Below are 13,658 nucleotides of genomic sequence, written 5' to 3' on the forward strand. Positions count from 1 at the left end.
CGGCGGCCCGGTCAGGTGACCGGCTGCTCCAGGTCGCCCTGGGCGGGGGTGGTGGACAGCGCGGTCGTGGCCGGACGCGAACGCCCCTTGCCGCTGTGCGCGCCGCGCCGCGCCGGGGTCAGCGTCGCCCGTCCTGTCGCCAGGACCGGCTCCAGCGGCTCCGGCGCGTCCTCGTGCGATCGCGGTGCGATCGGGGCCTGGCCGGCGGTGCGGGCGAGGTGCCGTTCGGTGCTGCGGCGCCGCGTGATCAACCGGCTGATCACGTCCACCAGCGCGGCCAGCACCGCGGCGATCAGGAAGCCCAGCGCGACGGTCACGATCTGGACCCGCAGGATGCTGGAGCGCGAGTTGGTGATGTTCAGGCCGGGGTCGAGCACCTCGGTGGTGATCTGCTCGCCGGGCCGGCCCGGGTAGCCGGCCTGGCGGGCCTCGACCTCGTCGCGGATCAGCTGGTTCACCGCGGTGACCGTGGTGAGGGACTTCGCCTCGCTGTCGCTGGTCACGTCGACGGTCAGGATCGCGCTGCGGTTGAGCACCTTCATCTCGTACGACGGGTCGCCGCCCTGCGCGGCCACCTTCTGCCGGAACTCGTGCGAGGAGAGCGCAATCTGCACGGCCTGTGCCATGGGGGCCTCGCCGACGCGCAGCCACGGGTTGCCCGGCGCCCGGTCGCGGTCACCTCCGGGGACCGGGGCGACGGTCGGCGGCACCATGAGCACGGCCGAGGTCGTCTTGTACTCCGGTGGCATCGCGCCACCGACGACAAGAGCCGCCGCGAGGGCGCCGAGCAGTACGGGCGCGGTGACGTACCACCGCCGAACCATCAGCTTCAGCAGGTCGAGAAGGTCCATCGGTCGCCTTTCAATCCGGACCGGGCCGGCTAGGAGGTTCGTCAGGTGGTGGTGAGCCGGTCGGTCGGGGCCGGCTCCTGTGCGGGGCTTTCCGCCGTCGTCGCGGACGGGGCGCCGGGCAGCAGCCGGCGCCAGAGCGCGAGGTAGGCCTTGACCTGGTGGTCCCAGGCGAGTTCGGTCTCGAACCGGGCCCGCGCCACCCGTTGCATGTCGGTGCGGGTCTCACTGTCGGCGAGGAGCTGGTCGATGGCCTTGGCCAGTTCGTCGGGGTCTCCGGTCGGCACGTAGTGGGCGGCCCCACCCGCGGTACGCCGGGTCTCCAGCATGTCCACCGCGACGACGGGCAGGCCGCGGGCGACGTACTCGACGGTCTTGGCCATGGTGGAGAGCTGCGCCATCCGGGTCGGTGGGTCGGGCTGGACCGCGATCGTCGCCGTACGCAGCAGCGCGCCGACCTCGTCGGCCTCCAGCCAGCCGGTGAAGGTGACCAGGTCGGTCAGGTCGTGCTCGTCGGCGAGCTCGCGCAGCCGTGGCAGGGAGTCGCCGTCGCCGGCCACCACCACCCGCCAGTCGTCACGGCCCCGCAGGTGCACGAGCCGTTCGGCGGTGAGCACCACCGCCTCGACATGGTCCTGCGGGTTGATCACACCGAGGTAGACGACGGTGAAGCGCTCCTTCTCCCCGGCGGCCCGCGGCGTCGGGATGCCGTCATGGCGTACCTCGGCCAGGGTGGGCCCGTTGCGGACCACCACCACCCGCTCCGGCGCGCACCCGCCGCGGTCGACGGCCAGTTCCCGGTACGACTCGTTCGTCGAGATCACCGCGGAGGCGCAACGCCAGGAGAGCTTCTCGAACAGTCGCAGGATCCACAGCACAGTGCGGCGGGGCCGGTCGGTCTTGCACTCGTACAGTTCGGGGCTCAGGTCGTGGTGGTCGAAGACGAACGGGCGCCCGGCGGCCCGCAGGAGCAGCGCCAGCGGCCAGAAGACGTCCGGCGGGTTGCAGACCTGCACCGCGTCGACGCGGTCGCGCACCAGCAGCGCGAGCAGCCGGGCGGTGACCGCGATCAGGGCCCAGGCGAACTCGGCCGCGAAGGAGAGCACCCCGCTGCCGGCGAGCGGCTGGGGGAAGGAATGGATGCGGGTGGCGACGGTGCCCGGCAGCGTGGCGGGGCGCTGGGGCCCGCGGGGACAGATGACGCTCACCCGGTAGCCGGCCGACTCCAGCGCCTGGCACTCCCGGATGACGCGGCGGTCCCGTTCGGCGGGGAGGTTCACCACAGCGATTACGATGTGCGGTCGGCGTTGCGCCATCTCTGCACTCCATCCGGCTGTGCGCGCGAGCCCTCGGGTCGGCCGCCCCGGCGAGCCGAATCTTCTCGGCATCGCGTATCGGGGTGGGCCGGTGCGGGGCGCGTGCGGGTCGACGCTGTCCAATTGGCTTCAACCTCCCGACGCTCGCCGGGGTTATTGTTTCGGACGTTAAGAAACGCGAAATTTCCGTGTACGCGAGCCGCCGCACCACCGGCTTGGCAATTCGTGCGGCACTGCGGTAATAGAGGCCGGGGTGAATTGTGAGAACAATTTTGCGACAATGGTTCGCCAATTTCCGAGATCGGGGACTGTCGCCTTTGGTGGAAAGCGGAAGGAGTCCCCGTGCCCGAGAGCAACGCCCCGGTCAGCGGCGTCCGGCAGGCTGGGGCGCGGCCTGCCCCGGCTCCGACAGCGGGACCCGCTCCGCGCCACGCAGCCGCTCCCGCACCAGCGCCCGCACCCGGCGGTCGGTCACCCAGAGCACAGCGGCCGCGGCGGCGGCCGCGGCGGCGGCCAGCAGCACCAACTGGGCCAACGGCACCAGCCGCTCCACCGACAGCCGGGCGGCCATCGCCGGTACCACCAGCCCGGCGACGAGACCGGCGAGCACCGCAGGAACGGTCGGGGCCAGGAAACCACGCAGCGGTGCGCCCACGGTGCGCCGTACGGTCAGCCAGACGGTGAAGACGCTGACCGTGAACTGGACGGCGATTCCCCCCAGCGCGATCATGCTCGCCTGCCGCACCGGTGCGGCGCCGGTGAACGCCACCCCGAGCGCCACCAGCGTGGCGACCCCGAGCAGCCCTCCGGCCCAGGTCACCGCGGCCAACCGGGCCGGCCGGCCGATCGCCTGCAGGGCCGGCCCCAGCAGCACCCGGTAGACGTTGGCCGCGGCGTACAGACAGAGCAGCCGCATCGGTGTCTGGGTTCCGCTCCACTGCGGACCGAGCACCGCGACCAGCGGGGTCGCGGTGGCCGCGAGGACCCCGAGTGCCGGCAACCCGAGCGCCGCGCCGAAGTGCTGCAGCCGGGCCAGGTGCGCGGCGAATGCTTCGCGATCGCCCTGCAACCGTGACAGCGACGGGAGCGCTACCTGCTGCAACGAGCGGACCGTGGCTTCGACCAGGACGTCCGGCAGGCGGGCGGCGAGCCGGTAGATGCCGGTCGCGGCCGGGCCGAAGAAGAGTCCGGCGACGATGATGTCGGCCCGGTTGCTGAGCAGAGTGCCGATCCCGGCGTTCGCGGAGTGGGCCGAAAATGCCCACAACTGGCGGAGAGCACCCGGGGCCGGCTTTCGGCTGGGTCGCCACGGGCAGACCAGCCAGACCACCACCAGCCCGATGGCCCCGTTGACCAGTTGCTGGGCCACCAGCGCCCAGATCCCCGCCCCGGCGAGCGCCAGTCCGATGCCGACCGCGCCACTGATCAGCGCCGCGGCGAGGGTGCGCAGCGCGATCGACCGGAACTGCAACTCCCGCCGCAGCACCGCCTCCGGCACTACGACCAGCGCCTGGATCGGCACCAGCGGGGCCAGGGCCAGACAGACCGCGGTCAGCTCCGGGGCCCGGTTCATCAGCGCCCAGAGCGGGCTCGCTGCGGCGGTGAGCAGCCCGAAGACCGTGCCGGCCAGTAGCAGCGCCCGGAAGGCGGCGTCCAGATGCCGGGCGTCGAGCTGGTCACGCTGCACGATCGCCGAGACCAGACCCTGCTGGATGAGGGTCTGCACCACCGTGATGAAGACCAGCGCCATCGCGATCAGGCCGAACTCCCGCGGCCCGAGCAGCAGTGCCAGCACGAAGGTGACCACCACGGCCGAGACGAGCCGACCGGTCGTCAGCAGGTACGACCAGCCGATGGCGCTGCGCACCTGGTTGCGCGGGGGAGATGACTGCACGACGGGATCAACGACCGACACGCACGCAGGACAGCCGCCCGCGCCCGACTTTTCACGTTGTACCGCTGTCCACCGAATCCATCTGCGGCGAATTCCGTTTCACCCAGAGGGCGCGTACTCGGGACCTGCGCTCGCGGACCTGGCGAAACTGTCGACCGGTGAGATGGACGGCTGAGGGGCCGCGGCCGCTCGGCCTGGCCTGCTCTCCCTTTCGGAAAGGACGCGACTGGTGGTACGACGAGACGTTCCCGGGCCTGGCCCGGTCATCCGGGACGGAGTGCCGCGAACACTGCGCCGAAGCACACCCCGGCGCGGAAGCGGTGATCGAGCTGCGGCGTTCGGGGACGGCCCCGTTACCCCGACGGTCTGCCTCTTCGGCGTCGCCGCCGGCCACCGCAACCTCGGCGTCGGCGCGCTGCGCGCGGCGGCCGCCGCCGAGCTGATCAAACGGGAACCCGACTGCCGGCTCACCGTCTTCGACGAGGGCTGGGGACAGCGCGCCGGCGAAGTGCTCGTCGCCGGCCGATGGGTGCCGATCGAGCTCTGCGGCGTGCGCAACTCCCGCCGGCTGCACCGCCGCGAGTCGTACCTGAACATGCGCCTGTCGGCGGCGCTGGGCGGGCTCGGCAACCCCGGCCTGGCCCGGATCGACGCCGCCGACGCGGTCTTCGACATCAGCGGCGGGGACAGCTTCAGCGACCTCTACGGGGAGCACAGGTTCCACACCGTGGCCTGGCCGAAACGCCTCGCCGTGCTGCGCCGCCGCCCGCTGGTGCTGCTGCCGCAGACGTACGGGCCGTTCCGCTCGCCGAAGCTGCGGGCGCAGGCGGCAGGGCTGCTCCGGGCCGCCGCCATGGCGTGGGCCCGGGACGCCGACTCGTACCAGGCGATGCTGGAGCTGCTCGGCGACGACGCCGACCCGGCCCGGCACCGGCTCGGCGTGGACGTGGCCTTCGCGCTGGAGCCCCGGGAGCCCGACGAGGCCCTCCGCGACCTGCTCGCGGAGTGGTTCGCGGCCGCGCCCGGGCCGGTCGCGGGAATCAACATCAGCGGGCTGCTGACGCGCCCCGCCCACGCCGCCGGGTTCGGTCTGGCAACCGACGGGGGCCGGGTCCTGCTGCGGCTGGGGGAACGACTGCTCGCCGAGTCCGACGCGCGGCTGCTCATCGTGCCGCACGTACACACCCCGGGCGAGGCCGACGACGACGTCGCGGCGGCCCGCTGGCTCGCCGACACCCTCGCCGCCCGCCACCCCGACCGGGTGCTCCGGCTCCCCGAAGGGCTCGACCAGCATCAGACGAAGTGGGCGATCGCCCGTACGGACTGGTTCTGCGGGGCCCGGATGCACGCCACCATCGCGGCGCTCTCCTCGACGGTGCCCTCGGCGGTCCTCGCCTACAGCGACAAGGCACGGGGTGTCTTCGCCGGGGTGGGGCAGCAGGGGCACGTGGCCGACGCCCGGCGCCTGGGCGACGCCGAGGTCGACGAGCTGCTCTGGAGCTCCTGGACCGGGCGGGCGCGGGCCCGCGCGGAACTCACCGCCCGGGTGCCGGAGATGCTGCGCCGCGCCGGCGAGCAGATGGACGAGATCCTCACCTGTGTCCGAGGCGAGGCAGCCGCGCCGCCGCGGCAGCGGGTGGTCTCCTGATGCCCCGCCCGCACAGCGTCCACGAGGTCGCCGCCCACCGCCTCTGCACCGGCTGCGGGGTCTGCGCCTATCTCGCGCCCCAGGACGTAGGAATGGTCGACGTGCCCGACGAGGGCCGCCGGCCCATCCCGCTGCGCCCGGTCGGGCCCGGCGCCGGCGCCGGGGCGGCACTCGACTGCTGCCCCGGCGCCGGACTGGCACACGACCGGGCCCGTCCGGCGCCCGGCGAGATCGGTGAACTGCACGCCGCCTGGGGACCCGTCCGTGCCCTCTGGGAGGGGTACGCCGCCGATCCGCAGATCCGCTACGCCGGCTCAAGCGGGGGAGTGGCGACCGCGCTCGCGGCCTTCTGCCTGGAGCGGGAGGAGATGGCCGGCACCCTGCACATCGGTCCCCGCGCCGACGTCCCGTACCTCAACGAGCCCCGCTTCTCCCGTAGCCGCGACGAGCTGCTCGCGGCCGCGGGATCCCGCTACGCCCCGGCCAGCCCCTGCGAACGACTCGACCTGATCGAGTCGGAGCCGCGGCCGTCGGTCTTCATCGGCAAGCCCTGCGACGTGGCGGCGGTACGGATGGCCCGGCGGGTCCGCCCCGAGCTGGACCGGCGGGTCGGGCTCACGATCGCGGTCTTCTGCGCCGGTACGCCGAGCACCGCAGGCACCCTGGAGATGCTGCGCCGGATGGGGGTCACCGACCCGCAGCGGCTGGAGTCGGTGCACTACCGGGGGCAGGGCTGGCCGGGAGACGCCCGCGCGCGGACCCGCGAGGACCGGGCCGGCTGGCACCGGCGGCTGAGCTACGAGCAGTCCTGGGGCGAGGTGCTCCAGCGGCACCGGCAGTGGCGGTGTCACCTCTGCGCCGACCACACCGGAGAGTTCGCCGACGTCTCGGTGGGAGATCCCTGGTACCGGCCGACCGGGGACGACCCGGGCCGGTCCCTGGTGCTGGCCCGTACCGAACGGGGGGCCCGCCTGGTGCAGGCCGCCATCGCCGCCGGGTACCTCGTGCTGGAGCCCGCCGCGCCGGGGGTGCTGCCGGCCTCCCAGCCGAATCTGCTGCGGGCCCGCGGGGCGGTCTGGGGCCGTATCGGCACGCTGCGGCTCGCCGGGCTGATGGCGCCGCGGCTGCGCCGCATGCCGATGGCGGCGATCTGGTGGCGGCGCCTGTCCGTCCGGGAGAAGGCCCGCTCCACCGTCGGTACCCTGCGCCGGGTACGGCAGCGCGGCCTGCGCCGCCCATTGGAGCTCACGGCGCCGGACCATCCGCGGCAGCGTGCGGCCGATCCGGCCGTCGGGCCGCAGCAGCGTGCAACTGATCCGGTGGGCGGACGCGAGGGCTAGCAGACGTGCCGGGGTCCGGCGGCGCCCGACGCCGGACCCGGCCGACCCCCCCGCTCGTCGCCGAACACCGGGAAAACGGCGGCGTGGACGGGATCCCGCTCCGACGCGGTCGGCGCGAATTCGGCGCCGGGCCGGCGTGGCTCAGCCCAGCACCGGTTGGACGTTGTCGAACCAGACGTTGCTGTGCTGCTCGAAGACGATGCCGGCCTGGTCCGGATCGGAGACGACACCGTAGCGCTGGTTGCGGCCGTACCGGTTGTCGCGGATCAGGATGTTGGCGCCGTTCAGGTCGGCGCGGGTGTGGACCGAGTAGTTGCCGCCGTCGCAGTAGTTGCCCACGAAACGCACGTCGCGCACCACCCCGGTGGTGGAGCCGATCATGATGCAGGCGTTCATCGGGTCGTCGGTGTCGTCGCGGTAGGCGTCCAGCCGGTTGCCCCGTACCAGCACGTTGCGCCCGCCGGTGATCTGCAGGGTGTCGTTGTGCGAGCCCGGCTGTCGGCTGAGGCTGTGGATCCAGGAGTCCTCGACGACGGTGTTGTCGCTGAGCCGGGGCCCGTCCAGGGCGTGGTGGATGTTCACCCGCCGGGCGGTGTAGTTCGCGCAGCAGATGGCGGTGGAGTTGCGGCCCGTGCCGTCGATCTCGACGTCGGAGATGAGCAGGTTCGCCGCGCTGTCGTGGGTGCGGATGCTGAACGTGGAGCTGTCGCAGGTTATCCGGGACTTCTCGATCGTCACGTTCTTCGCGCGCACCTCGACGCAGCCGGTCAGGTCGATGCCGCTGACCACCTCGCCGTCGGTGTTCAGACGCAACTTGCCGCTGACCTTGCGCAGCTCGGTGCCGGGCGGCACTCCGGTACTGGTGGGACCGGGCCACTGCTCCAGGGGCAGCCGGGCGGGCGCGGCGGCCCGGGACATGTCGGTCTCGGTGACCGCCGGGAGCCGGTAGGCGACGCCGTCGCTGCGGGAGCGGATGACGGCGGCGGGCGCGTCCCGCCGTTGCGCGAAGGGCTTCCCGCAGCCGTACGCCTCGACCTGCACCGCCACGTACCCGCCGGAGACGATGCCGTCGGTCTGCGGGCCGGCGCAGTGCAGTTCGGTCTCCTCGATGCGGGCGCCGGTGATGCCGGGGCGGACCGTCACCAGCGCCGCGGCGTCGGAGCTGATCCGCAGGCCGCGCAGGGTGACGTCGGCTGCCGCGATCTCCACCGGCCGGTCCAGATGCTCTCCCTGGAGGAGCTGTCCGGGCCGGTCCAGCACCAGGGGGCCGCTCTCTGTGTCCTGATCGGGCACCGTGGATTCGCTCTCGGCGGCACCGTCGAGCGCGAGGTACGCGCCACCGGCGGCGAGCGCCAGGGCGAGCAGGAGGACGGGGGGCAGGCGGAGCCGCCTGCCCCAGCGGGGAACCGGCTGCCAGATAGGTCCGGCGCCGGTCCGGGGCCGGTCCGGCGCGCGGGAAGTACCGAGATTCATGCGGGATGGCCTCCGCCGGTCGCGGTCGTCGTGGGACGAGCGGGCGGTGATGGGCGAACCGCCGCCGGAAGGATGTTACCGGCGGTGACTGTCAGGTCACGGCATCTCGCGGGCGTCGGCGCGGTCGGCGCCCCACGGGCGCTCGAGGTCAGGAGCGGGTGGCGCGCAGCGCCGGTGCCACCACAGGGGCGGCACCGGCGCGCTCTCACTCCGAATCGACGGCGACCTTCTTGGACTTCTTGCCGTTCGGCTTGGTCCCGCGCAGCGGGGCGGTGTCGGCGATCTGTTCGGGCCCGCCGGGCTTGTGACCGTCACCGGCGGCGACGATCGTCATCGTCGTCTCGCTCTCGTCCGCCGCGGTGACCCCGTCGGAGGTCGGGTCGTCCAGATCCGTGGCCTGCTGCTCGTCCGGCTCGGCGGTCGCCCGCCGTACGTCGGCCTCGGCGGCGGCCACCGACTCGCCGGCCGCCTCCACCACCTCGTGGGTGTCGGCCAGCCGGTCCCGTTCGCCGGCGAGGTGGTCGTGCACCTCGCCGAGGCGGCTCTGGATCTGGTCGTACTCCTGACGCGACGTCCAGGTCTCCTGCCGCAGGTCGGCGAGCTGCTGCTGCGCCTGGGCCAGCTCCAGCATCACCGAGGCGAGCTGCTGCCGGCCGGCGACCGTCTCCTGCTGGGTGGCGGCGAGGTGCTGCTGCGTCGTCGCCAGGTGCTGCGTCGCCGCGGCGGCGTACTCCTCGAACTGCCGCTTCGACGCCAGCACGTGCTGGTCGGCCTCGCGGCGCTTCGCCTCGGCCTCCTGCCGGGCCCGGGTCAGCTGCGCCTCACGCTCGGCTTCGGCCTCGCTGCGGATCCGCTGGGCCTCCTGCTCCGCCTCCCGGCGCAACCCGGCGCGCTCGGCCTCGGCCTCGGCCTGCTTGGCGGCGATCTCCTGCTCCATCGCCTGCCGCTGCTCGTCGATCTCCTGTTCGGCCCGCTGACGCAGGGCCACGAGCTCCCGCTGGGTCTGCTCCCGCGTCTGCCGCACATGCGCCTCGGTCTCGGCGCGCATCCGCTGCACGTACGCCTCGGTCTCGGCGCGGCTGCGGTTGCCTGCCTCGGTGGCCTGGTCGGTGATGAGCTTCGCCTGCTCGACGGCCTTGGCGTGGATCGTCTCGGCCTCGGCGCGCAGCCGGTTGCCCTCCTCGACGGCGGCGACCCGGATCGCCTCGGCCTCGCGGCGGATCCGCTCGGCCTCCTGCGCAGTCTCCTGCTTGAGCCGGGCGACCTCCGCCTGGGTCTGCTGCCGCAGGCCGGTGACCTCCTGCTCGACCTGCGCGCGCAGCCGGTCGGCCTCTTCGACGGACTTGGCGTGCACCGACTCGGCGGCCGTGCGCAGCCGCTCGGACTCGGCGTTGGCGGCCTGCACGGTCGCTTCGGCCTGCTGCCGGGCCGCGGTCGTGGTCGCCTGCGCCTCCCGCTTGGCGTCGGCCAGCGCGGCCTCGGCCTCGCTGCGTCTGGCGCTGCTGAAACGGTCCTCTTCCGCTCGCCGCGAGGAGAGCGCGATCTCGAAGTCGCGCAGCGTCTCGTCGGCCGTTTCCCGGGCCTCGGTGAGGATCCGTTCGGCCTCGGCGCGACGCTGCTGGATCTCCTCGTTGGCGGCGAGCTGAATCGCTTCGGCCTGCTCCTCCGCGAGGGTGAGGATCTGCTCGACGCGCGGCCCGAGGTGCCGGAACGAGGCCCGGTCCTTCACGCCCACCTGGCGTCGCACGTTGGCCAGGTCGCGCTGGAGCACCTCTACCTGGCCGGCCAGCTTGTGGATCTGGGTGTACGCCTGCTCGCGTTCGGCCGCCAGGGTGGCGATCTCGTGTTCGGCACGCGCGACGTACCGGTCCACCTGCCGTTTTTCGTAGCCCCGAAGAGCGGACTCGAAGCTTGGCTCCGTGGTCACGTCCCCACCGAGGGCGAAGAGTTCCTCGCCGTTCGACATGTTTCCCATCCTCACACGCATCAAGCGGTCTTGGGGCAATACGGACGGGCTTTGATGCGGACACAGGTCACGATCGGCCCGGAGGATGTCGACACCCTACGCCGGGCGTGCGGCGAGGGCCGAACCGGACCTGCCGGTTCGACCCTCGCCGTGCTGCCCCCACCGGCCCGGTGAACCGGGCCGGTGCATGTCCCGACGACCCGTCGGCTCAGCTCTGCGCGTCGGCGTTGACCTTGCCCTCGGCGGGGGCTTCGGCGGCAGGGGCGGCCGCGTCGGCCTTGGCGGCCGGCGAGGGGACGATGCCGGCGAGGCCGGAGAGGAGCTGGCCGAGCTGGGAGTTGACGGCGTCGCGCTGGCGGTTGAGGTCCTCGACCTCGCGCCGCGCCGCCTGCAGCGCCATGTCGGCCTCGTTGCGGGCCTCGCTGAGCAGCCGGTTCGCCTCGTTGCGGGCGTCGGTCACCGTCTTGTCGGCCTCGGCCTTCGCCTTGCTGACGGTCTCCTCGGCGGTGCGCTCGGAGTCGACCCGGCGCGCCTCGGCCCGCTGCTCGATCTCCTTGGCCCGCTCCTGGGCGGTGCGGGCGCGCTGCTCGGCCTCGCTGACCAGCTTCTGGGTCTGGGCGACCTGGGCGGCGTGCCGCTCGGACTCCTCGCGCTCGGCCTTCTCCCGCCGCTCGGCGAGCTGCAGCTCCAGCGCCTGCAGGTCCTTGTCGCGCTTGTCCCGGGCGTCGGCGAGCAGCTTGGTGGCCTCGGCGCGCTTCTCCTCGGCCTCGCGGGCGGCCTTCGCCCGCTGCTGGGTGATCTCGCGCTCGGCGGTGGCGCGCAGCGTGGCGACCTCGCGCTCCACGGTGGACTTCAGCTCGGCCACCTCGTGCGCGGTGACGGAGCGCAGCTGCTTGGTCTCCCGGTCGGCGTCGGCACGGAGGGTGTCCGCCTCCCGGCGGGCCTGCACGCGGACCTCGGCGGCCTCGCGCTCGGCGACGGTGCGGACGGTGCCGGCCTCGCGCTCGGCGGCGGCCTTCATCGCCGCGGCCTCGGCCCGGGCCTTGTCGGTGATCTCCCGGGCCTCGAGCCGGGCGGCGGAGAGGATGCCCTCGGACTCCCGCTTGGCCTCGTTGCGGTGGTCGTTGGCCTGCTCCTCGGCCAGCCGCAGAATCTGCTCGACCCGCGTGCCGAGTCCGGAGAGCGTCGGGCGGCTGTTCTCCTCGAGCTGCTTGTTGGTGTCGGCGAGCTTCTGCTCGAGCGCGGTCAGCCGCTGCTCGGACTGGCGCAGTCGGCGCTGCGCGTCGTTCATCCGCTGCTCGGCCTCGGCGCGGGCCTGCTCGGACTGCGCCAGGGCGCCGTTGAGCCGCCCGATGAAGTCGTCGACCTGAGCGGAGTTGTACCCGCGCAGGCTGACGGTGAAGTCGGGCTGTGTGTTCGCGTTTTCGAAGAACGCCAGAGGGGGGGTCTGCTGCTGGGGCATGGCCCCATACTCGCAGACGCACCAGGGGGCTCCGCAAGAGCCGGTCGGCCTTGTCGGCAGCCTCGCACCGCGCCGGCGGCCCGGTCGCGGCGCCCTCGGGCGAGCGGCCCGCCGTGCTGGTGGCGCAGGCGTCGGGTGACTGTGGAGAAACGGCGGCGTCCGGACAGTCGAGTGACCGTCCGGACGCCGCCGACCACCTGCTGTTACTGACCGCGGAAGCGGTTGATCTCCTGCTCGTACTTCGCCCGCATCTGCGTGTTGCGCACGCCGAGCCCCTCCTCGGGGGCCAGGCAGAGCACGCCGACCTTGCCCTGGTGGGCGTTGCGGTGCACGTCGTACGCGGCCTGCCCGACCTCGGCCATGCTGTAGCTCTGCGAGACGGTGGGATGCACCAGGCCCTTGGCGATCAGCCGGTTGGCCTCCCACGCCTCCTTGTAGTTGGCGAAGTGGCTGCCGACGATGCGCTTGAGGTTCATCCAGAGGTAGCGGTTGTCGTACTCGTGCATGAAGCCGCTGGTGGAGGCGCAGGTCACGATGGTGCCGCCGCGCTTGGCGACGTAGACGCTGGCGCCGAAGGTCTCTCGGCCCGGGTGCTCGAAGACGATGTCCGGGTCCTCGCCGCCGGTCAGCTCACGGATCTTCTCGCCGAAGCGCCGCCACTCGGCCGGGTCCTGGGTCTGCTCGTCGGACCAGAACTTGTAGCCCTCGGCGGCACGGTCGATGACCAGCTCGGCGCCCATCCTGCGGCACAGTTCGGCCTTCTCGGGAGAGGAGACGACGCAGACCGGGATCGCGCCGCCGTTGAGGGCCATCTGGGTCGCGTAGCTGCCCAGGCCGCCGGAGGCGCCCCAGATCAGCACGATGTCGCCCTGCTTCATGTTGGCGCCGTGGTGCGAGACCAGCTGCCGGTACGCGGTGGAGTTGACCAGCCCCGGGCTGGCGGCCTCCTCCCAGGTCAGGTGGTCCGGCTTGGGCATCAGCTGGTTGGCCTTGACGATCGACAGCTCGGCCAGGCCGCCGAAGTTGGTCTCGAAGCCCCAGATCCGCTGCTGCGGGTCGAGCATCGTGTCGTCGTGGCCGGCGGCGTCCTCGAGTTCCACCGAGAGGCAGTGCGCCACGACCTGGTCGCCCGGCTTCCACTTGGTCACGCCGGCGCCGACCTTGAGGACCACGCCGGCGGCGTCCGAGCCGACCACGTGGTACGGCAGATCGTGGCGCTTGGTCAGCTCCGAGTTGCGGCCGTAGCGCTGCAGGAACTTGAAGGTCGAGACCGGCTGGAAGATGCTCGTCCAGACGGTGTTGTAGTTGATGGCGCTCGCCATCACGGCGATGAGCGCCTCACCCGGGCCGAGTTCGGGGGTGGGCACCTCCTGCACGTGCAGCGACTTGCGGGGGTCCCGGTCGCGGCTGGCCAGTCCGTCGAACATGTTCTGCTCGTCGGCGCGGACCACCACGCCCTGGTAGCTCTCCGGTACTGCGAGACCACCGATGCCGGCGAGTTCCCTGGCCGGATCCTTGGCCCCCTCCGCCGCCATGATCGCGTCGAGGATGTCCTGCACGGTGACCTCCCGGTGAGACGCGCCTGCCCGGCGCGTGGTTGCTGCCATCGTTCGAGGGTGAGCCACGGGCGGTGGCGCTGCTCGGAGCGTCCGGTCTGGCGGCAAATGCCGGACCCCGCCCGGTGCTTTGCGCGGACGTTACTGAAGAGTAG

General features: G+C 72.7%; 9 protein-coding genes. 2 read left to right on the top strand and 7 right to left on the bottom strand.

The window, feature by feature from the left end; genetic code table 11:
* Positions 1-11: 11 nt before the first annotated feature.
* The 3 genes from ACK8GG_RS15450 to ACK8GG_RS15460 all read right to left on the bottom strand — a co-directional run bounded on the left by ACK8GG_RS15450 (position 12) and on the right by ACK8GG_RS15460 (position 4,079).
* On the bottom strand, positions 12-851 hold the full coding sequence (locus ACK8GG_RS15450; RefSeq protein WP_440356642.1) for a hypothetical protein: 840 nt from the start codon (positions 849-851) through the stop codon (positions 12-14).
* Positions 852-892: 41 nt separating this feature from the next.
* Complete coding sequence (locus ACK8GG_RS15455) at positions 893-2,131, bottom strand: glycosyltransferase family 4 protein (RefSeq protein ID WP_440356643.1); 1,239 nt, start codon at positions 2,129-2,131, stop codon at positions 893-895.
* A gap of 397 nt (positions 2,132-2,528) precedes the next feature.
* Positions 2,529-4,079: a lipopolysaccharide biosynthesis protein gene (locus tag ACK8GG_RS15460; protein WP_440355106.1), complete on the bottom strand. Its 1,551-nt coding sequence runs from the start codon at positions 4,077-4,079 to the stop codon at positions 2,529-2,531.
* A 256-nt stretch (positions 4,080-4,335) separates the two neighbouring features.
* Here ACK8GG_RS15460 and ACK8GG_RS15465 point away from each other — a divergent pair, with 256 nt between their 5' ends.
* Together ACK8GG_RS15465 and ACK8GG_RS15470 are read left to right on the top strand one after the other, a co-directional pair.
* Entirely contained in the window at positions 4,336-5,706 is a 1,371-nt protein-coding gene (locus ACK8GG_RS15465; protein ID WP_440356644.1) for a polysaccharide pyruvyl transferase family protein, read from the top strand.
* A complete protein-coding gene (locus ACK8GG_RS15470) occupies positions 5,706-7,046 on the top strand; it encodes a Coenzyme F420 hydrogenase/dehydrogenase, beta subunit C-terminal domain (protein ID WP_440355108.1) in 1,341 nt (446 codons plus the stop codon). The genes ACK8GG_RS15465 and ACK8GG_RS15470 overlap by 1 nt, the downstream gene beginning before the upstream one ends.
* Before the next feature lie 141 nt (positions 7,047-7,187).
* On the opposite strand, the gene ACK8GG_RS15475 is transcribed toward ACK8GG_RS15470, so the two are convergent.
* The 4 genes from ACK8GG_RS15475 to ccrA all read right to left on the bottom strand — a co-directional run bounded on the left by ACK8GG_RS15475 (position 7,188) and on the right by ccrA (position 13,506).
* Positions 7,188-8,519, bottom strand: a complete 1,332-nt coding sequence (locus tag ACK8GG_RS15475) for a right-handed parallel beta-helix repeat-containing protein (protein ID WP_440355109.1) — start codon at positions 8,517-8,519, stop codon at positions 7,188-7,190.
* A 205-nt stretch (positions 8,520-8,724) separates the two neighbouring features.
* Complete coding sequence (locus ACK8GG_RS15480) at positions 8,725-10,485, bottom strand: coiled-coil domain-containing protein (protein WP_440355110.1); 1,761 nt, start codon at positions 10,483-10,485, stop codon at positions 8,725-8,727.
* Positions 10,486-10,693: 208 nt separating this feature from the next.
* Positions 10,694-11,947, bottom strand: coding sequence for a DivIVA domain-containing protein (locus ACK8GG_RS15485; protein ID WP_440351628.1), 1,254 nt, complete (start codon positions 11,945-11,947; stop codon positions 10,694-10,696).
* A 203-nt stretch (positions 11,948-12,150) separates the two neighbouring features.
* Positions 12,151-13,506, bottom strand: a complete 1,356-nt coding sequence (ccrA, locus tag ACK8GG_RS15490; RefSeq protein WP_440351749.1) for a crotonyl-CoA carboxylase/reductase — start codon at positions 13,504-13,506, stop codon at positions 12,151-12,153.
* Positions 13,507-13,658 lie beyond the last annotated feature (152 nt).

The organism is Melissospora conviva, assembly GCF_049523535.1.
In the GTDB taxonomy this organism is placed as follows: Bacteria; Actinomycetota; Actinomycetes; order Mycobacteriales; family Micromonosporaceae; genus Melissospora; species Melissospora conviva.